The following is a 23,692-nucleotide window of genomic DNA, read 5'->3' as shown; positions in this document are numbered from 1 at the left end:
AAAGACAGCTTTTAGGCTGTCTTTTTTTATGTAATTTTAAATAAAAACTTAAATGAAGCTGAATATTTTATCCAAAATATTATTTATTTCGGTATTTGTAGTCTTCTTTTCCTGCAAAGAAGACAGACAGATCAACCCTGATTTCGTAGTGTACTCTGTCGATACAAAAAATGAGAAGGTTGAATTCTTTTGGAAAAATACTCAGAACCAACCTTTCAGAAACATTCAGAATTTAAAAAAATACGTTAGAACCAAAAATCAGGATTTAAAATTTGCAATGAATGGTGGTATGTTCATTGAGAACAATATCCCCAAAGGATTATACATAGAAAATTACAAAACTTTACATCCCATTGATACTTTAGATGGTGAAGGAAATTTCTACTTAAAACCCAACGGCATTTTCTACATGAAAAGATCCAATGAATCTGCCATTATTTCTACTGAACATTTCAAAACAGATTCAGATATCAGATTTGCTACACAGTCCGGTCCTATGCTACTGATCAATGGAAAAATAAATCCAATTTTTCAAAAAAATTCCGGGAATTTAAATATCAGAAACGGTGTCGGGATATTGAAGAATGGTGATCCTATTTTTGTCATGTCTAAGAAAAAAATAAACTTTTACCACTTTGCTTCATTCTTTAAAAGTTTAGGATGTAACGAGGCATTATATTTTGACGGTTTTGTCTCAAGAGCCTATTTTCCGGAAGAAAACTGGATTCAGGAAGATGGGGATTTCGGAGTCATGATAGGGATTACCACAGCAAAGTAGCAAATTTCAGGATTCGGTCTGCAGAAAAAATGCCAATCTGTCACTTTGTTCAAATCGGTATTTTTTTTGAGCATTACTAAGAAATTAAAAAATCTAAAATATTATGACTAAAGGAAATATTAATGTATCTGTGGAAAACATTTTCCCTCTAATCAAAAAATTTCTTTACAGTGATCACGAAATATTCCTGAGAGAACTCATCTCTAATGCCACTGATGCTACTTTAAAATTAAAGCATTTAACAAGCATTGGAGAAGCTAAAGTGGAATATGGAAATCCGAAGCTTGAAGTAAAGATCGACAAAGAACAAAAAACACTTCGCATCATAGACCAGGGAATCGGGATGACCGCTGAAGAGGTTGAAAAATACATCAACCAGGTTGCTTTTTCGGGAGCTGAAGAATTCCTGGAAAAATATAAAGATTCTGCAAAAGACTCCGGTATTATTGGCCATTTCGGTCTTGGATTTTATTCAGCATTTATGGTAGCTGAAAAGGTGGAAATCGTCACTAAATCTTACAAAGACGAACCTGCCGTACGTTGGATCTGTGACGGAAGTCCTGAATTCACCCTTGAGGAAACCACTGACAAAACAGACAGAGGAACGGAGATCATCCTTCATATTGCAGAAGATTCTACAGAATTCTTAGAAGAAGCAAAAATTCGTGAACTCCTTTCAAAATATAATAAATTCATGCCCGTTCCGATTAAATTCGGGACCAAAACACATACCCTTCCGTTACCGGAAGATGCTCCGGAAGATGCCGTTGCAGAAACTGAAGAAGTAGACAATATCATCAATAACCCGACACCGGCCTGGACTATCGCACCGAGCGAACTGACCAGCGAGGATTATATGAAATTCTATCACGAACTGTATCCCATGCAGTTTGAAGAACCTTTGTTTAATATTCACCTGAATGTTGACTACCCATTTAATCTTACAGGTGTTCTATTCTTCCCGAAACTGAGCAACAATTTAAATATTGATAAGGATAAAATCCAGCTGTATCAGAACCAGGTATTTGTAACGGATGAAGTAAAAGGGATCGTTCCTGACTTCCTGATGCTTTTAAGAGGGGTTATTGATTCTCCGGATATTCCGTTGAACGTTTCCCGTTCTTATCTGCAGGCAGACGGTGCTGTAAAGAAAATATCTTCTTACATCACGAAAAAAGTGGCCGACAAAATGTCTTCTCTGATCAACGAAAACCGTCAGGATTATGAGCAAAAATGGAATGACATTAAAATAGTGATTGAATACGGAATTATCACAGAAGAGAAGTTTGCAGAAAAGGCAGATAAATTCGCGCTATATCCTACGACCGACGGAAAATATTTCCTTTGGAATGAATTGCTTGAAAAGATCCAGCCAGCCCATACAGATAAAGACGGCAATACGGTAATCCTTTATGCAACCAATGCAGACGAACAGCACAGTTATATTCAGGCAGCTAATGATAAGGGTTATGATGTTCTGTTACTGGACTCCCCTGTCATTTCTCACGTAATCCAGAAACTGGAAACGTCAAAAGAAAAGATCTCATTTGCAAGAGTAGATGCAGATCACATCAATAACCTGATCAAAAAAGATGAACCGGTTATTTCCAAATTGACTGAAACTGAAAAAGAATCTTTAAAGAAGAACGTTGAAGAAGCTGTAAAAGACGCTAAATTCACGGTACAGCTTGAAGATCTTGATAGCAATGATGCTCCGTTTACCATCACGCAGCCTGAATTCATGAGAAGAATGAAAGAGATGCAGGCAACTGGCGGCGGTGGCATGTTCGGAATGGGAGGTTTCCCGGAGATGTATAATCTGGTAGTGAACTCGAACAGTGAGCTTTCTAACCAGATCTTAAAGACAGAAAATCCTGAAGAAAAAGAAACGCTGATTAAAAACGCTCTTGATCTTGCAAAACTGTCACAGAATCTACTGAAAGGAAAAGACCTGACAGATTTTATCCAGAGAAGCTACAAGCAACTGGAGAAATAATAAAATAATACAGAAATGAAAAGACTGTTCTCATATTGGGAGCAGTCTTTTTTATATATTTTCCTTGCTGAAATATTTGATTTTCTTGGGATCTAAAAACGGCTATACACTTGAAAAAACCTTACTCCTTTGCGTATAAAACATAAAATGTAGAGAGTAAATCATAAACATACGGATCCTATATCTTTAATATTCTACCCTTTTTTGATATTTTTGGTTAAATTCCAAGAATCTACTGCATATTTTTTCTGTTTTCTATTGTACAGATTGTGCTTTTTTTCCATTTTTGTATAAAATGTCGGATATGCAAAAAGAAAAATTACGCGTCATCAGAAAACAAAAGGGCTATACTCAGCAGCAGATAGCTGATATTATCGCGACTGATGTATCCAACTACAGCAGAAAGGAAAGTGGTGATGTAAGAATCATTAAGGATGAATGGGATAAAATTGCCCGCTTCCTGGATGTTTCGGTAGAGGAAATTTATGAGGATGAGGAAGCTAAGGTGGTTATTAATAATGATCATCCTATATTTAATGGAAGTGCTTCAGGAGGAAATATCAATCAACAGTTTAATAACATTCCAGGAGCTATTATTGAAAACCTTCAGGGTTATATCGCCCTTTTGAAGGAAGAAAATGAAAGATTGAAAGAAGAATTAAGAACTCCGAAAGGAAGAAAATAACGGCTGTATTTTTAAAATCTGTCTATTATTTACCCTATAAATTTTAAATGCCTTGAATACTCATTAGTATTCAAGGCATTTTTTGTGACAGCAACTGATTGCTTCTATTTTTTAGCAGTCTGTTTTTTTGCGGGCAAAATCATCTCTTCAAGAAGGCGACGATGGTTTACTTTTTAGTGCCAGGAGTGATAATTAAATTTCATCAAGCGGGTTCCAGAACAGTTTTTTGAAATCTTTTATCCTCAGGTTTTCAACAGTAATGCCTTCTGCTTCCAGCCTTTTCTGAAATTCGGGAACAGATAATACGCCGGAACTGGATATGACACGGTGTGCGGGGACATCTTCAGGACATCCACCCATCGCCTTCCCCACATGTCGGGAATGGTTGGGGTAGCCCACCGCTTTAGCTATAGCACCATAAGAGGAAACTCTTCCTTTGGGAATAAGTCTTGTGATCTCGTAAATCTGTTGTTTGAAAATTTCGTCCATAGGTAAGTACTCTGTTTATCGCGTTGAAAATTAAGGTTTAAATGAATTTAACCCGTTTCTGCATCATTTTTGAATTCTTAATGATTCAATGATGTTTCATTTTAAATATAAAGGTATGAAAAAATCATTTTTCCAACTGCTGAATGCAGTAAATAAAAAGATGCTCCCCAAGCTGAGCAACAAAGATCCGAACAGCCTCAGTAAAATTGAGAAAGGAATCTTGGCCTACCGCTATTTTGTGCTGGTCAATTCCCTTGACTGACCTCCGCATGAGGGATATGGAGGGCGCGAGCGCAGCGAGCGGTACCGCGTACCGGAACGAAGTGGAGCCCGGAACAGCCCGACCCGGGTTGGGGGTTGGGATGGCGAGGGGCACGCAATAAATTCTGTAAAATGTAAAAAGTATTCATGTATTCATGATGCTATGGTATACGCCATTGCGAGTGAAATGAAGCAATTTCACTTAAGGATAAAAATTTAACTTAACAGTCTTAAAATCTTAATTCTAATCTTAAAAAACCATTAAGAAAAAGTTTAGTAGTTAAGATTATTAAGAGATTGCTTCGCTTCGCTCGCAATGAAGGTGTGGGAACATAAAAAAACGCTTCAAAATGAATTGAAGCGCTCGTATTTTTATAAGAAGTTTGTTCTTAAGAATTTTCTAAGATGTAAGAGAACATCAATGGTGCACAGATGGTAGCATCACTTTCAACGATAAATTTCGGTGTGGTGATATCCAGTTTGCCCCAAGTGATCTTCTCATTTGGAACTGCTCCTGAGTATGAACCATAAGACGTTGTAGAATCTGAGATCTGGCAGAAATAAGACCAGAATGGAACGTCGTGCATTTCCATATCCTGGTACAACATCGGCACTACACAAATTGGGAAATCTCCTGCGATACCTCCTCCGATCTGGAAGAAACCAACTCCTTTTCCAGCTGAATTGTGAGTATACCAGTCTGCAAGGTACATCATATACTCGATTCCTGATTTCATAGTTGTTGCAGTAAGCTCACCTTTGATACAGTAAGAAGCGAAGATGTTACCCATGGTAGAATCTTCCCATCCCGGAACCACGATTGGAAGGTTTTTCTCAGCAGCAGCGATCATCCATGAGTTTTCTCTCGGAATTTCATAATATTGCTCAAGGACTCCTGAAAGGATCATTTTGTACATAAATTCGTGCGGGAAATAACGCTCGCCTTTAGCTTCTGCATCTTTCCAGATATCCACAATATGCTTCTGAAGTCTTCTGAAAGCTTCTTCTTCAGGGATACATGTATCTGTAACCCTATTTAATCCTCTTTCTAATAAAGCCCACTCATCCTGTGCCGTTAAATCTCTGTAATGCGGAACTCTTTCGTAGTGAGAGTGCGCCACAAGATTCATTAAATCTTCTTCAAGATTGGCTCCTGTACAAGAAATAAAATCAACTTTTCCCTGACGGATCATTTCTGCAAGAATCTTCCCCAATTCAGCAGTAGACATAGCACCCGCCAAAGTGATCATCATTTTTCCGCCATCTTTAAGATGTGCAACATACCCTTTAGATGCATCTACCAATGCAGCCGCATTGAAGTGCAGGTAATATTTCTCTATAAATTCAGAAATCGGTTTGCTCATTTTTTTAATTTTTGCAAAGATAAAACTTAAAAACGGAATGCAACATGGGTACGTAAAGAAACTCTTGCATGAACATCCTTTTTTAACAAATGATAAAAAAGGCTCCACTCATCAATGTTTTAAAGAAAAAGTACAGCTGTGGAGCTGTACTTTCATCTAACAAATATAGATTACACAGGAATTACCCGTGACAAGATTCTACTTTTAAGATCTCAATCTTTCTTTCCCCGTCTTTGAAAGGCCAGTCGATGATATCTCCCACCTTGTACCCGACAGTTGCCAAAGCAATATCTGATAAGATGGAATGTTTATTTTTGGCCGGCTTAGCTTTTACAGAGGCAACGAAAATATATTCATGTTCGAAATTTTGAGTATGGTCTTTGATCGTTACTTTTCTGTTAACAGTTACTACATCATCAGGAAGATCTCTCCTCAAAACCTGTTTAGCTTTTCTCAATTCTTCAGTAAGTCTTTTCTCTTCCGGCATACTTACCTTTTTTCTTCTGAGTGTATCTTTTATAGCATCATAAATTCCGGTAGTTACAATAATAGGGTTGGACATTTTTAATTCTTTTAAAATGAATGGATGCAGTTATTCCAGTGACCCAATGCAGGATTACACCTCTCCTCAGTTTTTCTCCTGTGGAAAACTGCAAAAATAATATGTGAAATTTATTGGAATACTTTCCCTGTCGTGGATCCTGACAGGGCCTAATTGATAAAGTCCTTGGAACTCTTCAGAAAAGAATCCTTATGTAAGTACAACAGCGACAGCAAAAGGCCATTAGAGTGGCGGTCTGCAGATAAAGGAATAATTGCTGTCATACATTAAAAGTTATTAATAATACCCTAAGATACTCAAAAATCCTGACATGTAGAGAAAAAAAACTCACGATCCCGAATCCGAACCCTTAAAACTTAAACTTCCTGTTGTCTTTCTTCTCGGAAATTTTCTTTTTGGTATCCAGCCTCTTCTGCTTCTGCCCTTTTGAAGGTTTTGTCGCTAATCTTTTCTTGGGAACAATTAAAGCTTTATTGACCAGATCGATAATTTTTTCAATCGCTTTGTTCTTGTTCATCAGCTGGGTCCTGCTTTCTGAAACAGTGAGGAACATATAACCTTCAGCATTGATCCTGTTTTTCAATTTATTTTGGATCAGCTCTTTTTGATAGTCATTAAAAAACTCGGATTCAGCAACCAACCAAAGAACGGTCACGGAGGTTTCCACTTTATTGACGTTCTGACCTCCTGCCCCACTGCTGCGGGAAGTTTTAAAGCTAAGTTCTTTTGAGAAGTCTTTCATAGGATAGAGATGAATAGATTAAAGAGTAAAGATAAAAGATAATAGAGAGAGATAATAGACGTAGGTAAGATTTTAGCCTTCAGCTATTATTTTATGTAAGTCCATTCGGTTTACTTTACCGTTCGGCGTTCTTGGAATTTTTTCGAGGAAAATAATTTCTTTTGGCTTGTGGAAGTTTTTTTCAAAAGGTATTTTTAAAATCCTTTCTGTCAGATCGGCAGATGCCTCTCCTTCGATGATCAAAATAAGTCTCTGCCCCAAGCTTTCATCTTCTACTCCCATAAATACAGCTTCATTTGGAATCTCTTTTTTAACCAAAGCTTCCAATGTTTCCGGAAAAACTTTTGCTCCACCGGAATTAATGACATTGTCGATACGTCCCAGAAATTTAAACTGTTTTTCATTTTTAATTTCAACTAAATCATTAGTCTGCAGTACCTCAGCATTCACATTAGGCGCAAAAATCTTCAGGCAACCTCTTTCATCCGTAATGACAGAAACATTTTCGAAAGCTGTGAAATAATCTTCCGGTTGTGGCATCAATTGTTTCAGAGCAATGTGGGAAAGTGTTTCGGACATTCCGTAGGTTTCAAAAATACGGTTTAAAGTACGGGCAAGTAGCTCTGTATGAAATATTTTATCCTTTAGATTTTCGGAGACAGTAGCCCCCCCGATGATTAAATTTTTAATCAAATGTAATTTATCCAGTGAGTTTTCCACCTGAAGTGGAGTCATTGCACAGAAATCTACTTCTTCATTCAGATGTTCCAGTGGTTTTAAGGACGGCTCAGTGACAATCAGTTTCAACTTTCTTTCAATGGAACGAACCACCATCATTTTCCCCGAAATATAGTCTACCGGAAGACATAACAATGCTTTGTTTCCTTCTTTTAAATCTAAAAAATCACAGGTCATTACGGCAGAATTGACCATTTTATTTTTTTCGATTTCAAAAATTTTGGGTACACCTGTGGAACCTGAAGTCTGCACTTTTACCGTATTTCCATCGGAAAACCATTCGTCTAAAAAATTTTTAATTTTATAATCGAAATCCGTTTGAAAGGATAAATTATTAATATTGAGATTATTGAAGTCTATCAGCATGTTGGTATGACATAAAAAGTAATGTAAATGTAAAAAAAACTTTAAAATTTTCTTGTATCTAAATAAAAAAGCTGTAAATTTGCCTCACCAAAATAAACAGACCCATGGTGTAACGGTAGCACTCTGGTTTTTGGTACCATCAGTTGGGGTTCGAATCCCTGTGGGTCTACAAACCATTCTTTTTTAAGGATGGTTTTTTTGTTTTAATATTATATAGCAAGATCTCTTTAAAAATAAAACTTAACTTATAAAAGCATAGGCTTTTATCTATTTTCAACTAAAAAAAAGTCTACTTTTTGCAGCAGATTCTTGTCTGTAAAGAAAAAAAATGTAAATTTGCACCACCAAAATAAAACAGACCCATGGTGTAACGGTAGCACTCTGGTTTTTGGTACCATCAGTTGGGGTTCGAATCCCTGTGGGTCTACAAACCATTCTTTTTTTAAGGATGGTTTTTTTGTTTAAAATAACGGTCAAAAAGCACTCCTGCAAAAGCTTTTATTTATAATTGATTTTGTGATTCAACTCTAAAGGATTATTTTCTTCAAGAATAGATTTTTGCGCTTGTCGAATCATTTCATTCATATCTTTTTCATTACCCTGAGGATCAGTAAATGTAACTTTTCTGGCAGTTTTGGAATTCCAGGGATCATTATAATACGATTTTCCCAGCTGATCATATTGTGTCCAGTCTATTGTAATGGTTTTTGTCCTTACATCAAACCAATCCCCTCCTTTTTTTATTTGTGTTAAATTGAATGAGTAATCATGTTCTGTATCTTCAATGGAAATGATTAAACCAGGCAATCCATTGAAAATATAGGGACCATCATTAAAAGGTAATTCTGTTGTAAACCATGCCATCCAGTTTCTGCCACCATAACTGACTTCTGCTTTTTGTGATTTATATTTTCCAATTGTTTTTTGCTCTGATAAGATTTTCCAATTTAATTTTTCATCAATCGGGAGAAGATAATTTGCCCGTAAGTAGGTAATAATCTTCCCTATTTTCTTATTAGTGACATCTTTTTTAATATAAAATTGATTTTCAACACCCATTCTATAGCCTCCATTTTTATTAATAAGCTTTAGGGAATCAGCATCTTTGGACATGGATTCTCTAAAAATAGAAGTATTATTCTCAAAATCCAAAATCATATTTTCAGTATTAATATCTTCAGGTTTTTCTTTACTTGTTCTATATTTAGCTTCATAGATAAAACTAAACTTCTGTGAAAAACAAAATGTTGACAGTAGTGAAAAAAATAAAATAAATTTCAATTGGTCTGTTATTTTCATAAAATCTATGTTAAGTTTTGGACTTTCTGTTCGGCCCGAAAACACTAGTTCGACGAAATCAAATTGAAGCACAAAAACTTAAGTAATGTATACAATTTCACTGAAAAAGACAAGCGTTGCATTTTGCACCTCAGCTGTTTAATACAAAATCTATGTTAGCAGAAGTTTTTTGTTCAACATAGACATACTTTCATTATGGTTTCCAATTAAACAAAAAAGGACAGATAAAAATCCATCCTCTATATAATTTGAATAAGTCTGTTCTACAGTTTTCTATTTAGATTTAGGTTTGTACAGTTTAAACATTACAAACAGAAAAGCCAGCCAAATAGGAATTAAGATCACCTGAATTTCCATTCCAGTAATACTCATCAACACCAAAATTGCCACTAAAAACAGGATACAGATGTAATTTGATACCGGATAGAATATGGAAGGAAATAATGTTTTTACCCCCGATTGATCTTTATCTTTTCTGAATTTCAAATGGGTATAACAGATCATCAGCCAATTGATAATTAAAGTAGAAACCACCAAAGCCATTAAGTATTCAAATGCCTTTTCGGGAACCAGTTTATTGATGATAATACAGATTCCGGCAAAACAGGATGAGATAAGGATCGCATTGGTAGGAACACTGTTTTTATTCAGTTTCTTCAGAAATTTCGGTGCATTTCCCTGTTGAGCCAGTCCGAAAAGCATTCTGCTGTTGCTGTAAACACTGCTGTTGTACACCGATAAAGCCGCAGTTAAAACAATCAGATTAAGAATATTGGCAATTAAAATATTGAACTGGATCACCTTTCCGAAGATATTGAATTCAAAACCATTTAAATTCTGGAAAACCATAACAAAAGGGCTTGTTCCCTCTGTTATCTCTCTCCAGGGACTCAAAGCAAATAAAATCACCAAAGCCCCCACATAGAAAATTAAAATTCTGTAAATAACCTGGTTAGTGGCTTTAGGAATCGTCTTTTCAGGATTTTTAGCTTCGGCGGCAGTAATCCCTATTAATTCCAATCCTCCAAAAGAGAACATGATCATCGCCATGGCAGCAAACAGCCCGGAAAATCCACTTTCCCCTTTATTAAAAAATCCTTTGGGGAAAAATCCGCCGTCGTTCCACAAATTCGATATACTTGCTTTATCTCCTCCAGTTCCGCTCAACAGTAAATAAACACCAAAAACGATCATCCCAATAATGGCTACCACTTTAATGATAGAAAACCAAAATTCGGTTTCTCCATATACTTTTACAGAAGCCAGGTTTAAGGCTGTAATCACGATAAAAAAGAACAAACTGGATACCCAGAGCGGGACTTCGGGCCACCAAAAATGAATATAATGCCCGATAGCCGTCAATTCGGCCATACTTACCAGGATATAAAGAATCCAGTAATTCCAGCCGGAAGCAAATCCGGGGAAATTCCCCCAGTATTTATAGGCAAAGTGACTGAAACTTCCGGAAACAGGTTCCTGAACGACCATTTCGCCAAGCTGGCGCATAATAAAAAATGCAATAATTCCTGCTAAAGCATATCCCAGAATAACGGAAGGTCCCGCTAAAACTGCTGCCGGACCAATCCCAAGAAACAATCCTGTTCCTATGGCTCCCCCGAGGGCAATTAATTGAATATGTCTGTTGGTTAATCCTCTCACTAGAGCCCCATCATTGGACTCCGTTTTCTGTTCGCTGTTCATAAAATCAATTATGCCCTAAATATATAAAACTTTAGAGAAATTCGCGTTCTACGAAGCTATAAGAACATTCAAAAGGTTCATTTTTAAAGAATTAAAAAGTAAAAATGGAGTATTTCTTATAGGTATTCCTCCGGAATTGAAATATTATTCTTTTTCATGTATTCCAAAAGCGACTGATAGCGATCATCATTCCCGTCTGTTCCACATTTGTGCGAAATACTGCAGATGTCTGAAGGCTTAATTTCCAGGATGTCGGAGATCTTCGTCAGAATTTCCAGATTGATCTTCACTTTGGAATTTTCAATGTCGGAATAGGCCTTTTGGGAAATGCCCATTTCAAAAGCCATATACTCCTGCGTAAAGTCTTTACTTCTACGGATTTTCCTGATATTTTGACCACATACTTTCATCGTTTCTGTTTTAGTAGTTTTCGGTATACTTTAGAAGGATACCTACTAGACTTACACAAAGTTAATAAATACCTTTGGCAAAACATTATACACGTTACATGATATTTATTTTTTCATACAAATCAAGGTCATTACCATCTGATTTCAGAGGATAAATATCACTTCGGTACAACACAATTGGAATTATGGAGACGCAAAAATTCAATTATGACAATAATATTGTCAGAGCATTCTTGTATGCTACTATCGTATTCGGGCTGGTCGGCTTTCTGCTGGGACTTTCGGCTGCGCTGATGCTTTTCTACCCTGAGTTGCCTGAGTTTTTATTCGGGACAGATGATACCACCATCCAGAGTTTGAGAAGCGGAAATATCCAGGGATTGATTAACACGCAGGGTGCTATGGGGTTCGGAAGGATCAGAATGCTACATACGAGTGCCGTTATTTTTGCTTTTGTGTGTAATTCTTTCTTCTGCGGTGCTTATTACAGTATGCAGAGACTTTTAAAAACAAGAATGTACAGCGATACGCTTTCATGGATCCACTTCTGGAGCTGGCAGCTGATGATTGTTGCCGTAGTCATCACCTTCTTAATGGGAATCAATACATCCAAAGAATATGCAGAACACGAATGGCCGATTGATATTCTGATCACTTTCTCATGGGTTATTTTCGGAATCAATATGTTCGGAACCATTGCGAAGAGAAGAGTAAGACACCTTTATGTAGCCATATGGTTCTATATCGCAACCTGGATTGCCGTAGCCATGCTGCATATCTTTAATAATCTTGAAGTTCCCCTATCATTCACAAGCTGGAAATCCTATTCTGTATATGCCGGTGTAAAAGATGCTCTTGTACAATGGTGGTACGGTCACAACGCTGTAGCATTCGTGCTGACCACTCCGGTATTAGGCCTGATGTACTACTTCATGCCGAAAGCGGCACAGCGTCCTGTATTCTCCTATAAATTATCCATTATTCACTTTTGGTCGCTGATTTTCGTTTACCTATGGGCTGGTCCACACCACCTTCAGTATACGGCGCTTCCGGCATGGGCTCAGGCTGTAGGAACGGGGTTTTCTATCATGCTTATTGCTCCTTCATGGGGAGGAATGCTGAATGGTCTTCTTACCTTAAGAGGAGCTTGGGATAAAGTAAGAGAAAATCCGATCCTTAAATTCTTCGTGGTAGCCATTACCTGTTATGGTATGGCCACTTTCGAAGGACCTCTGTTAGCCACGAAATCTTTAAATAAAATCGGGCACTACACCGACTGGGTGATCGGGCACGTACACTTAGGAGCGCTTGGATGGAACGGTTTTATGGCCTTCGGAGTTGTTTATTATCTGGTTCCGATCATGTGGAGAACACCGTTATGGTCTAAAAAATTAGCCAACTGGCACTTCTGGCTGGGAACATTAGGAATTATCTTTTACGCAGTTCCTATGTACATCTCAGGATTTACCCAGGGATTGATGTGGAAACAGTTCAATCCGGATGGTACTTTAATGTATAAAAACTGGCTGGATACGGTAACGGCAATCATTCCTTATTTTAAAATGAGGTTCTTAGGAGGTATCCTTTATCTTTCAGGTGCTATTTTAATGGTGGTGAATGTGATCAGAACCGTAAGATCAGGCTCATTCCAGAAAGAAGTTCCTGCAGAAGCTCCTGCACTGGCAGATATCGGCACTGCAAGAAAAGAAGGCGAAGGCGTACACCTTTGGCTAGAAAGAACTCCAAAATTACTGTCCATCCTGGCTTTCATCACGGTAGCCATAGGAGGATTAATAGAAATCGTTCCTACATTATCACTGAAACAGAGTGTTCCTACAATCACCGCTGTTAAACCTTATACCCCGCTTGAACTGGAAGGAAGAGATCTGTATGTTCGTGAAGGATGTAATGCTTGCCACTCACAGATGATCCGCCCTTTCCGTGATGAAATCGTAAGATTTGAAGGTAAAAACGGACAGTATTCAAAAGCCGGAGAGTTTATTTATGACAGACCGTTCTTATGGGGATCCAAGAGAACAGGACCGGATCTTCACAGAGAAGGTGGCAGAAACCCGGATTCATGGCACTTCAAACATATGTACAACCCAAGAATTACATCTGCTGGTTCTATTATGCCGCGTTTCCCATGGCTGATCACAAATAAGCTGGACCGCACTCAAATGGTGGACAAGATGAGGTTAATGAAAAACACTTTCGATGTACCCTATTCAAAAGCGGAAATAGATTCTGCCAACCAATGGGCAGACAACCAGTCCAAAGCCATTGTACAAAGAATTTACTATGAAGCTAATGACTTGAAAAATCAGATGGAAAAAGAAAAAGCCGCAAAAGGGGCATCTTATGTTCCGCTTGAGCAGAGAGAAATTGTAGCGATGATTGCCTATCTGCAAAGATTAGGAACCGATATTAAAACGACACAGATCCAGACCGCAAGTGCTGAGTAACCTATAAAATTGTACTGCAATGAAAAAGAGAACCCCCATTTCAATATATATCGCAACAACGATAGGCTTAACGATCATGGCGTTTGAAATGTTCGCCGGAGATTCAGGTTATTTTTCCTCGCCATTTTTCTGGGCGCTTATTGTGATCGCTGTGATTCTTCTTCTGATCATGAATTCGATTGGGGATCTGGTGGAAAATGAAAGCTTCAGCAGACTGTCAGAAGAGGAAAAGAAAGAATATTTAGCAGAAAAAAGTATTCCCTATTATCAGAAGCTTTGGAATTCTGCTTTTAAAAAACAGTCTGCTACGGAAGAAAAAGATATTCTTATCGACCATGGTTTTGACGGGATTACAGAACTCGATAACTCGCTTCCGAAATGGTGGATAGGTCTGTTCTGGTTCGGGTGTATCTTCTGCGTCGTGTATATGATGGCCTTTGCCTTCACGGAATATGCTCATCCTGAAGCAGAATTAAACAAAGAAACCACTACAATGCTGGCTTCCATAGCAGAATATGAAAAAACCGCACCCCAGATTGATCTGGAAACGGCAAAATACAGTGCAGACCATATCGCAGAAGGTCAGGAACTTTTCAAAACCAACTGTGCCACCTGTCATGGTGACGGCGGAAAAGGAGGTATTGGCCCGAATCTTACGGATACACACTGGATCAATATTAAAGAAAAAAGTCTGTTCAAAAATGTTTTCTGGATGCTTGAAAACGGTTCACCAAATAATCCTACGATGCGACCTTTTATCAAAGAAGGAACCATCAGCGGAAGAGACGCTGAAAAAATTGCAGCCTATATCTATCACATCAATCAGGAAACGGCTCCTATTACTCCGGCTCAGGGCGGTGCCGCTCCTCAGGGTGAAGAAGTAAAATGGGAAAACGCAAACAATTAATTTTAATATGTCAGGAAGCTTGATGCTGGAAGAGGGAAGTTATTGAGGTCTAAAAAAAGACATACAGAACCATTTTATTATTTTTTTAAGCCAGATCATCAAATTTTAAGGTAACTGTTAAAAATGAATGTCCAATATAACTTCCAGCCTCCCTCTTCCAGCTTCCAACCCTTTAAAACTTAGCTCATTTAACTTAACAAAATTTATTATCTCCATATATTCCTTGCCCCCTTTACAACTTATCTAACATTTGAATTTCATTTTTGCTAACCTTTTCAACTATTAAAAATGATATAAAGGGGGCTTTTTTAAACAAAAAATCCAAACCTTGGTTGTCTTTATCAACTATTCACTTGACAACTACTAAACTAAATTCCATATCAGGACAGCCAAGGCAGGATTTTTGCACTTGCAATAGGATACCACAACAAAGGACTAATGAAATAGTATTCTTATCTTTGTTAGAAACCTGATCGCATTTGAAACTGAAAATCAACAAAAGAAAACTTTTAAAGCGTATTGCAATAACCTTTATTTCGATATTGGTTTTCCTTACCCTTCTGATCCTGAGCTTAAGGCTTCCTGCCGTTCAGAATTTCATCAAAGACAAACTCGTCGTGTATCTTGAGAAAAAGATCAAAACTAAAGTCAGTCTGGAAAGGGTTTACATCGGCTTTCCAAACAGTCTTGTAATGGAAAACCTTTACCTTAAAGGACAAGATGTAGACACACTTCTTGCTGTCAGAAAACTGGACGTTGGCCTAAATATGATGAAGCTCATCAGCTCCACTGCCGACATTACTTCTGTAGATCTTGAAGGAGCCCGTGCCAATGTGGTGCGGAAGCCCAACGGGACATTCAATTTCGATTATATCATCAATGCTTTCGCGACCAGTGACAAAGAGGAAAGTTCTTCCAAACCTTTTATCATTTCGCTTGATAAGATCAATTTGAAAGATATTGGGGTGACGTTCAACGACCAGCAGTCGAGGAACGATATTCAATTGTATTTCAAATCATTCGATACAAAGGTTAAAACTTTTGACCTTAATAAAAACACCTATGCCGTTAATGATATTAATCTTGACGGACTTAAACTCAAATTAAAGCAGGACCTGCTCGAAGAAGTTTCTAAAAAAGTAGAAAAAAAGGTAGATTCCCTCAATGATAAAAAACCGATGAATATTGGACTGAGAGGTATCAAACTCACCAATTTTGACATCGATTACGGTGATGATAATTCCAAAACATTTGCTAAAGTTCTGTTTAAAGAATTAAGTACAAAGGTCAATAAACTGGATCTTGAAAATAATTCCTACAACATTTCCAATGTTTTCCTTTCCGGGGCAGATATTAATGCCAATCTTTATCTTCCTGCGCAAAATGCCAATCCGAAAGACCAAAAAGAAGCGGAAGTTTCTAAAGTTTCAGACCAGGATAAAGCCATGAAAGTACTCCTTGGAAAACTTGTTCTAAATGATGTAAAAGCAGTGTACAACAACACCGCGATTGCCCCCACCAAACAGGGAATGGATTTCAACCATATGAATTTTTCCACAATGAACGTGGAAGTAAGAAGCTTCAAAATGGAGAACAATACTTTTGCAGGAACTGTCAATTCAGCGGAAATTAAGGAAGGAAGAGGCCTGGATATCCAGAAATTCAATACAGATTTTGTGTATGCGGAAAAGCAGGCTTATTTAAAAGACCTTTATTTGCAGACTCCCAAAACGCTGATCCGTGATGAGGTGATTTTAAATTATGATTCTCTTGACCAACTAACTTCAAATCCGGGTACGGTAAAAATTTCAGCCAACATCAAAGATTCCAAAATTGGTTTCGCAGATATTCTGAATATTGTCCCGACCTTACGAAATACAGCGCCATTCAACAAATATCCGAATGTTATATTGAATGTTAATGCCAACGTTCAGGGAATAGTGAATGACCTATTGATCAAAGATCTTAAAGTTTCAGGTTTAGACCAGTTGAGAGTTGCGGCATCCGGAAGAATTAAAAATGCGATGAAGCCTGAAAACCTCTCTTATGATTTAAGGATCGGAGAATTTTCAGCTGAAGCTAAAACAGTTTACAATCTTGTTCCGAAAAATACCATTCCTTCCAATATTTCGCTGCCTTCTCATTTCAGTATCAAAGGAAGTGCAAAAGGAACTACTAAAGTCGTAAAAGCAGACCTGAACCTCTACTCTACCCTTGGAAACGCTGCTATTGTTGCAGATGTGGATATGAGCAGAAAAAACCGTGAGCTGTATGATGTAAAAGCCAATCTTCAGGGCATCCAGGTTGGAAAGATCATTAAGAATAAAGATATTGGAGCTATTACCGCTCAGATCTCTGCAAAAGGCGAAAGCTTTGATTTCAAAAATGCAAAAGCAGATCTGAAAGGTCACGTAGCATCGGCTGTCTACAAAGGATACCGATATCAGAATATGGACCTGACAGGCAAAATTAATAAAGGAGTTTATAACATTGTTTTAAACTCAAAAGATCCGAATGCAAATCTGAATTTAATAGCGTCGGGAGTGTATGATGAAAAAAATCCTACGGTAAAAATCAACGGTGAGGTGATCAAGCTTGATGTTAATAAACTTGGTTTCTATGAGAAGCCCATGATTATCGCAGGAAAGATCGACGGAGATTTTTCAAGCCTTGATCCGGATGCCCTGAATGGTTATTTAAATTTAAAAGATTTCGCTTTTTCAGACACGAAAGAAGTTTATCCTGTACAGGAAGTGAACCTGAAAGCCTCTTCTACTCAGGATTCCACGCAAATTCTTTTCAATTCTCAAATCGCTGATGTTTCTTTAAAGGGAAAATATAAACTGACACAGATCTTTGGTGCTTTAACGAAAACCATCAATCAGTATTATCAGTTCCAGAAACCAACTAAAGGTCAGAAAATTGATCAGGGGCAGTTTTTCACATTCAATGCGAAGATCAAAAATGATGATCTGATCAGAAAGTTTGTTCCGGATCTGAAAAGTTTTGAAACCATCAATTTAGCCGGAAATTATGATGCTGATTCTCAAAAAATTGAAATAGATGGACAAATTCCACAGCTGTTGTATGGTGAAAATTCTTTGGAAAACGTAGCTTTAAAAGTAACCAATGAAAATCAGGCATTGCAGTACGGTCTTAATGTAGCCGCTCTAAAAAGCTCCAGCTTCACTTTGAAAAAAGTAGCTGTAAGTGGAGACGTTGCAGATAATATAATCAACTACAATATTACCACGAAAGACGATAAAGATGCCACACAGTTTCTGATCGCCGGAAACGCCAAATCTTTGAATGACATCACAGAAATTTCTTTAAACCCGAATGGTTTAAAACTAAATTACTCGGATTGGAATGTTGCAGATAACAACAAGATCCAGATCAGCAGCAAAGGGATTTTAGCAGATAATTTTGTTTTGTCGAATGCAGGAAGTCAAATCTCACTTCAATCTGAAACCGACAGTCCAACCAGTCCATTGAATGTTGCACTGAAAGATTTTAAAATAGAAACCATCACAGAACTGATCAAAAAAGATACGGTGCTGGCGAGGGGAACGATTAACGGAACGGCACAACTTCGGGATGTTACGAAAAACATGACCTTCACTTCTGACCTGAATATTTCAGACCTGATCGTCTATGGAAATGCAGTTGGAAACCTGGCTGTAAAAGTAAATAATACCTCACCGAATATTTTAAATGCTGATGTTGCCCTTTCCGGCAATAATAACGATGTGAAAATTCTTGGAGATTACAATACTTCTTCAAGCACATTTGATCTGAATATGGCGATAAATAAACTTCAGATGAAGAGTGTTCAGGGCTTTTCCATGAATGCCATAACGAATACGGAAGGCTATATTTCAGGGAATTTAAAGATCACCGGAAATACGGATAAACCGAATATCTTAGGGAAAGTAAAATTCAATGATGCAGGACTTGAAATTGCCAAAACAGGCAGTGATTTCAGAAAACTTAATGATGAAATTGATTTTACGAACCGGGGAATTGAATTTAATAAGTTCAAAATAAATGATAAGGACGGAAATTCTCTTGTCATCAACGGACAGGTTCTTACACAAACCTACAGGGATTTCGCATTTAATCTTGATGTGAACGCCAAAGATTTCAAAGTAGTGAATTCCGAGAAATCCAATGATGCAATGATGTATGGAATTCTCGCTATTGATGCGGGACTTCATATCAGAGGAAACTTAGATCTGCCAAAAGTTGATGGCAGACTGTCTGTTTCTGATGATACAGATTTCACCTTTGTCCTTCCTCAGTCCAGTCCATCTCTTCAGGAAAGAGACGGGATTGTAGAGTTCATCGATCAGGATCAGATCGTTTTAAACAAAACGATTAAGGCTGATTCTCTGAAAGCGCAAAGCAGTTTCAAAGGAATGGATGTAAGTGTGAATATTGAAGTCAGCAAGGAAGCTAAAATGTCTATTGTTATTGATAAGGCTAACGGAGATTTTGTAAAACTACAAGGTGAAGCAGAATTAACCGGAGGAATTGATCCTTCAGGAAAAACAACTCTTGTAGGCGTGTATGAAGTGGAAAAAGGTTCTTATGAACTTTCGGTAAGTCTTCTGAAGCGTAAATTTGATATCCAGAAAGGAAGTACTATTACCTGGACCGGAGAACCGACTGCAGCGATTATGGACATCACAGCAGTCTATAAAACGGAAGCTCCACCTATTGACCTCGTTGAACAGCAGGTAAGTGGCGAAGGTGCTTCAATAATGAATCAGTTTAAACAGAGAATCCCTTTCAATACTTTATTAAAAATGAAAGCTGAGCTTCTGAAACCACAGATCAGTTTTGATATCACTACGGATGAAAAAAATAATGCGATCTCATCTACGGTAAAGGATATTGTAGATCAAAAGCTTACCCAGCTCAGAACTCAGGAATCTGAAATGAATAAACAGGTTTTCGCCCTTCTTTTACTGAACCGTTTCATTGGGGAAAATCCTTTTGAATCGGGTGCCGGAATGTCGGCTGAAATGATGGCCAGACAAAGTGTGAGTAAAATTCTTTCCCAACAGCTGAACAATCTTGCCTCAGGTTTGATTAAAGGAGTTGATATAGATTTAGGTCTTGATTCTTCTGAGGATTATTCCACCGGAACAAAAAATACAAGAACCGACCTGAATGTAGGGGTAAGTAAAAAACTACTGAATGACCGTCTGAAGGTTTCCGTGGGAAGTAATTTCGCCCTGGAAGGGGAAGCCCGTCAAAACGAAAGCACAACGAATATCGCAGGAAATGTCACCGTAGATTACAGCCTTTCAAAAGACGGAAGATACATGCTTCGTGCTTATCGTAAAGATGAATATCAGGTCGCGCTTCAGGGGCAGATCATAGAAACGGGGGTAGGCTTTATCATTACTTTAGACTATGATAAATTCCGTGAGATTTTTCAAAAAACCAAGAAGGAAAGACGCAAAAAAGAAAACAAAAATAACCAAGTGGTAGAATTTAAATAATGAAAAGCAGACTTAATATATATTGTAAATATCTGTTCGCTTCGGGCCTTACCGCAGCTACTCTTTCATGCAGTAATACCAAATATCTGAAGCAGGGACAGATGCTTTATACCGGCGGAGAAGTAAAAATAGAAAATGACAGTCTTTCGAAGAATGAAAAAAAGGAGCTCAAGGCTGCTTTGGAGGAGAATTTGGTTCCTAAACCCAATTCCACCTTATTGGGTCTCCGTCCGAAATTATATTTCTACAACATTGCCAAAGAACCCAAAAAAGATAAAGGTTTTAATTACTGGCTAAAATACAAAGTAGGTGAAAAACCTGTATTACTAGGAGATGTAGATCGTGAATTCAACAGAAAGATCATTGAAAATTATTCTGAAAACAAAGGATATTTTAATGCAAAAGCTACCTATGATACGGTTTCCAAAAACAAAAAAGCTCAGGTTATTTACACTTTAAGACCTGGCGCAAGGTATTTGGTAAGTCATGTTAAGTTTCAACAGGATTCATCACTGGTCAACAAAGAAATTCAAAATTTCGCCCATAAAACTTTACTTAAATCCGGACAGCCTTTCGATCTTGATGTGATTAAAAACGAAAGAGAACGTATTGATAATGGCTTAAAAGAAAGAGGCTTCTATTATTTCAGCCCCGATAATATTATTGTTCAGGCAGACAGTACAGTAAGTAAAAATCATAAGGTTGAGCTTAACGTAAAACTTAAAGAAGACACTCCGGATCTGGCAACGAAACAGTTCAGTATTGATAAGGTCATTGTCTTTCCAAATTATAATATTCAGGATGTAAAAAGAGGCAAGTACAGTGTTCCGATGAATCCTGATTCACTGTCCAAATATGCTTATGACGACATTTATGTAATTGACCCTCAACATAAATTCAAACCCAAAATTTTCGACAGAGCTTTATATTTTAAGAAAGGAGATCTTTATAACCGTTCCAATCATAATCTTACCCTTAACCGTCTGATCAGTTTGGGTGTTTTCAAGTTTGTAAAAAATGAATTTATTGTTTCAGATTCATTAAAACATCAGTTTGATGCTTATTATTTATTGACACCAAGACAAATTCAGTCACTCAGACTGGAAGCTTTGGGACGAACCAACTCTGCGAGTTATGCCGGTAGTGAACTGAATCTGAACTGGACGCACAGAAACTTCTTCAGAGGAGCAGAACAGTTTAAAGCAGCCGTTTATGGAGCCTTTGATTTCCAGATGGGAGGACAGGAAAATGCACAGAATCTCTTCCGTGCAGGGACGAATGTGCAGCTTTCGATTCCGAGAATTGTTGCCCCTTTCCATTTCAATTCTTCAAGTGCTTTTGTTCCAAGAACGAATATTACTTTGGGTTATGAATTTCAAAATCGAACTCAACTTTATACTCTTAATAATTTTAATGCTGCATTTGGGTATGTATGGAAAGAGAATGCCAGAAAGGAACATGAATTAAAGGTCATTGATATTACTTTGGTATCTCCTGCCAATGTAACCGATGAGTTTTACAAGCAGGCAACTACTCCTGCTGCACAAAGAGTCGTTGCGAAGCAACTTATTTTCGGGCCAACTTATTCGTATACCTATACCAATACCATGCTGTCTAAGCCTACTACTATTTATTATAAAGGGACTTTGGATTTAGCGGGAAATATTACAGGTCTAGTAACCGGAGCCAACGTCAAAAACGATAAGGAGAAAAAAATATTTGGAATTCCATTCAGTCAATATGCAAAAATCGAGAATGATTTCAGGTTCTATCATAAATTCACTGAAAAGAGTTCATTCGCCAGCAGGTTTATCGGCGGAATAGCCTATCCCTATGGAAATTCGGAATTCATTCCTTTCTCCAAACAGTTTTTTGCAGGGGGAAGCAACAGTATCCGTGCTTTCCGTGCAAGAACTTTGGGACCTGGAAGTTTTGACCCACGAACAATTAAAAAAGGTACTCTATTAGATCAAGCGGGAGATATCAAATTAGAATTGAATGCAGAATACCGCGCCAATCTATATAAATTTTTAAACGTAGCCGCCTTTGTTGATGCAGGAAATGTTTGGCTAATAAATGAAGATTCAACCAGACCGGGAGGCAAGTTTTCAAAAGAATTTTTAAGTGAAATTGCTGTTGGAGCCGGAGTTGGTCTAAGACTTGATTTCTCTATCTTAATTTTAAGACTGGATCTAGCAATGCCGTTACGGGTTCCTTATTATGAAAAAGGAGACCGATGGGCATTTGACCGAATCAATTTCGGGGATTCACAATGGAGAAAAGATAATTTAGTTTTCAATTTAGCCATCGGATATCCTTTCTAATGAGATATTAGACTTCAGATTCCAGACAATTAAATCATTTGTCTTGTGCTTTTTTGATCAGTTTAAATAATTTTATGGTAAAAAATGCAAAGTTTTTCTGGGAGATTTTAAAAGAAACTTTCGATGAATGGAATGATTCAAATGCATCAAGAGATTCTGCAAGTTTAGCGTACTATGCTATTTTTTCCATTCCGGGGTTGTTGATCATTATTATTTGGATCGCAGGTAATTTTTTCGGTGAAGAAGCTATTCGCGGTGAAATAAGCAACCAGATTAGCGGAATTATGGGAACAGAAGTGTCAAAAAGTGTTGAAAGCATGATTGCAGGAGCTTTAATTGACAAACAAAATATCTTCATGAAGATTGTGGGTATTGGTTCGTTGATTTTTGGTTCCACGACTTTATTCTTCCAACTTCAACATTCACTGAATAGTCTTTGGGATGTGCAATCTGCACCTAAAAAAGCTTTAATAAAATTTCTCTTAGACAGAGCCAATTCATTAGGAATGATTTTGATGATCGGATTTTTATTAATGATCACGATGATTCTATCTTCACTGATAAGTGTTTTTAATAATATAATTACTACCTATTTCGGTTTTGAGACTTATTTATTAGTTGAACTCGTGAATTTTATAATAGGGTTCGGGCTTGTTATGCTGCTATTTGCATTAATGTTCAAATTCCTTCCCGATGTACAAATCAGCTGGAAACCAGTTTGGAAAGGTGCTTTTTTGACTACCATTTTATTTACATTAGGTAAATTCTTATTGAGTCTGTATTTTGGCAATTTCAAACCGACTTCTGCTTTTGGAACTGCAGGAACAGTGATCTTAATTATGATGTGGATCAATTATTCATGTATGCTTGTCTTTTTTGGAGCTGAATTTACTAAAGTGTATACTTATAAAAAAGGATATAAAATCGTTCCTTCAAAACACGCAAAATGGAGCGCTGCAAAACTGTATGAGGAGAGAAGAAAAAGTGAAGAGGGGGTTAAAACTGAGAGTTAATCGCTATGATGCGTGGAAGGTTTCCAGATTCCACCTCATTGATTATTTATCATGAATACATTTTACAAAAAAATAGCCTCCC

At 37.4% G+C, this 23,692-nt stretch carries 17 protein-coding genes and 2 tRNA genes; 11 read left to right on the top strand and 8 right to left on the bottom strand.

From position 1 onward, the window contains the following. Nucleotides 1–52: 52 nt before the first annotated feature. The 3 genes from NZD88_RS08390 (at nt 53) to NZD88_RS08380 (ending at nt 3,459) form a co-directional block, all read left to right on the top strand. Nucleotides 53–778 carry a phosphodiester glycosidase family protein gene (locus NZD88_RS08390; RefSeq protein WP_259828705.1) on the top strand — a complete coding sequence of 242 codons (726 nt, stop codon included), beginning with the start codon at nt 53–55 and terminating at the stop codon, nt 776–778. Nucleotides 779–881: 103 nt separating this feature from the next. After that, nucleotides 882–2,774, top strand: a complete 1,893-nt coding sequence (gene htpG, locus NZD88_RS08385; protein WP_259828704.1) for a molecular chaperone HtpG — start codon at nt 882–884, stop codon at nt 2,772–2,774. Nucleotides 2,775–3,078: 304 nt separating this feature from the next. Beyond that, nucleotides 3,079–3,459: a helix-turn-helix transcriptional regulator gene (locus NZD88_RS08380; protein ID WP_259828703.1), complete on the top strand. Its 381-nt coding sequence runs from the start codon at nt 3,079–3,081 to the stop codon at nt 3,457–3,459. 192 nt (nt 3,460–3,651) lie between these two features. On the opposite strand, the gene NZD88_RS08375 is transcribed toward NZD88_RS08380, so the two are convergent. Continuing rightward, nucleotides 3,652–3,948 (bottom strand): MGMT family protein, encoded by a 297-nt coding sequence (locus NZD88_RS08375; protein ID WP_076508540.1) that lies wholly within the window; start codon nt 3,946–3,948, stop codon nt 3,652–3,654. 115 nt (nt 3,949–4,063) lie between these two features. Between NZD88_RS08375 and NZD88_RS08370 the strand changes: the two genes are divergently transcribed. Then, nucleotides 4,064–4,210 (top strand): hypothetical protein, encoded by a 147-nt coding sequence (locus tag NZD88_RS08370; protein WP_259828702.1) that lies wholly within the window; start codon nt 4,064–4,066, stop codon nt 4,208–4,210. 388 nt (nt 4,211–4,598) lie between these two features. Here the strand turns inward: NZD88_RS08370 and NZD88_RS08365 are convergent, their stop codons facing one another. From NZD88_RS08365 to NZD88_RS08350, 4 genes are all read right to left on the bottom strand, one after another. Continuing rightward, nucleotides 4,599–5,573 carry a deoxyhypusine synthase family protein gene (locus tag NZD88_RS08365; protein ID WP_169236454.1) on the bottom strand — a complete coding sequence of 325 codons (975 nt, stop codon included), beginning with the start codon at nt 5,571–5,573 and terminating at the stop codon, nt 4,599–4,601. 181 nt (nt 5,574–5,754) lie between these two features. Continuing rightward, a complete protein-coding gene (locus NZD88_RS08360) occupies nt 5,755–6,135 on the bottom strand; it encodes a GreA/GreB family elongation factor (RefSeq protein WP_259828701.1) in 381 nt (126 codons plus the stop codon). Between the two features lie 349 nt (nt 6,136–6,484). Beyond that, nucleotides 6,485–6,877 (bottom strand): alternative ribosome rescue aminoacyl-tRNA hydrolase ArfB, encoded by a 393-nt coding sequence (gene arfB, locus NZD88_RS08355; RefSeq protein ID WP_259828700.1) that lies wholly within the window; start codon nt 6,875–6,877, stop codon nt 6,485–6,487. 72 nt (nt 6,878–6,949) lie between these two features. Then, a complete protein-coding gene (locus NZD88_RS08350; RefSeq protein WP_259828699.1) occupies nt 6,950–7,981 on the bottom strand; it encodes an AMP-binding protein in 1,032 nt (343 codons plus the stop codon). Nucleotides 7,982–8,079: 98 nt separating this feature from the next. Here NZD88_RS08350 and NZD88_RS08345 point away from each other — a divergent pair. After that, nucleotides 8,080–8,150, top strand: a tRNA-Gln gene (locus NZD88_RS08345). A gap of 187 nt (nt 8,151–8,337) precedes the next feature. Then, a tRNA-Gln gene (locus NZD88_RS08340) sits at nt 8,338–8,408 on the top strand. A gap of 71 nt (nt 8,409–8,479) precedes the next feature. On the opposite strand, the gene NZD88_RS08335 is transcribed toward NZD88_RS08340, so the two are convergent. From NZD88_RS08335 to NZD88_RS08325, 3 genes are all read right to left on the bottom strand, one after another. Next, complete coding sequence (locus tag NZD88_RS08335) at nt 8,480–9,280, bottom strand: GLPGLI family protein (RefSeq protein WP_259828698.1); 801 nt, start codon at nt 9,278–9,280, stop codon at nt 8,480–8,482. A gap of 273 nt (nt 9,281–9,553) precedes the next feature. Beyond that, nucleotides 9,554–10,981, bottom strand: a complete 1,428-nt coding sequence (locus tag NZD88_RS08330; RefSeq protein WP_259828697.1) for an amino acid permease — start codon at nt 10,979–10,981, stop codon at nt 9,554–9,556. 116 nt (nt 10,982–11,097) lie between these two features. After that, complete coding sequence (locus NZD88_RS08325) at nt 11,098–11,391, bottom strand: helix-turn-helix domain-containing protein (protein ID WP_111955217.1); 294 nt, start codon at nt 11,389–11,391, stop codon at nt 11,098–11,100. Between the two features lie 185 nt (nt 11,392–11,576). Here NZD88_RS08325 and ccoN point away from each other — a divergent pair, with 185 nt between their 5' ends. The 5 genes from ccoN (at nt 11,577) to NZD88_RS08300 (ending at nt 23,610) form a co-directional block, all read left to right on the top strand. Beyond that, nucleotides 11,577–13,856 (top strand): cytochrome-c oxidase, cbb3-type subunit I, encoded by a 2,280-nt coding sequence (gene ccoN / locus NZD88_RS08320; protein WP_259828696.1) that lies wholly within the window; start codon nt 11,577–11,579, stop codon nt 13,854–13,856. A 19-nt stretch (nt 13,857–13,875) separates the two neighbouring features. Further along, the gene (locus NZD88_RS08315; protein ID WP_259828695.1) at nt 13,876–14,763 is read left to right on the top strand and encodes a cbb3-type cytochrome c oxidase N-terminal domain-containing protein; all 888 of its coding nucleotides are present in this window, start codon (nt 13,876–13,878) and stop codon (nt 14,761–14,763) included. Between the two features lie 479 nt (nt 14,764–15,242). Beyond that, a complete protein-coding gene (locus tag NZD88_RS08310) occupies nt 15,243–20,273 on the top strand; it encodes a translocation/assembly module TamB (RefSeq protein WP_259828694.1) in 5,031 nt (1,676 codons plus the stop codon). Beyond that, complete coding sequence (gene tamL / locus NZD88_RS08305; RefSeq protein WP_259828693.1) at nt 20,273–22,597, top strand: translocation and assembly module lipoprotein TamL; 2,325 nt, start codon at nt 20,273–20,275, stop codon at nt 22,595–22,597. Before NZD88_RS08310 ends, tamL begins: the two co-directional genes overlap by 1 nt. A gap of 74 nt (nt 22,598–22,671) precedes the next feature. After that, a complete protein-coding gene (locus NZD88_RS08300; RefSeq protein WP_259828692.1) occupies nt 22,672–23,610 on the top strand; it encodes a YihY/virulence factor BrkB family protein in 939 nt (312 codons plus the stop codon). The last annotated feature ends 82 nt before the right edge of the window (nt 23,611–23,692 follow it).

It is taken from the genome of Chryseobacterium pyrolae (assembly GCF_025153485.1).
In the GTDB taxonomy this organism is placed as follows: domain Bacteria; phylum Bacteroidota; class Bacteroidia; order Flavobacteriales; family Weeksellaceae; genus Chryseobacterium; species Chryseobacterium antibioticum.
This window is presented reverse-complemented; position numbering and strand designations above follow the sequence as displayed.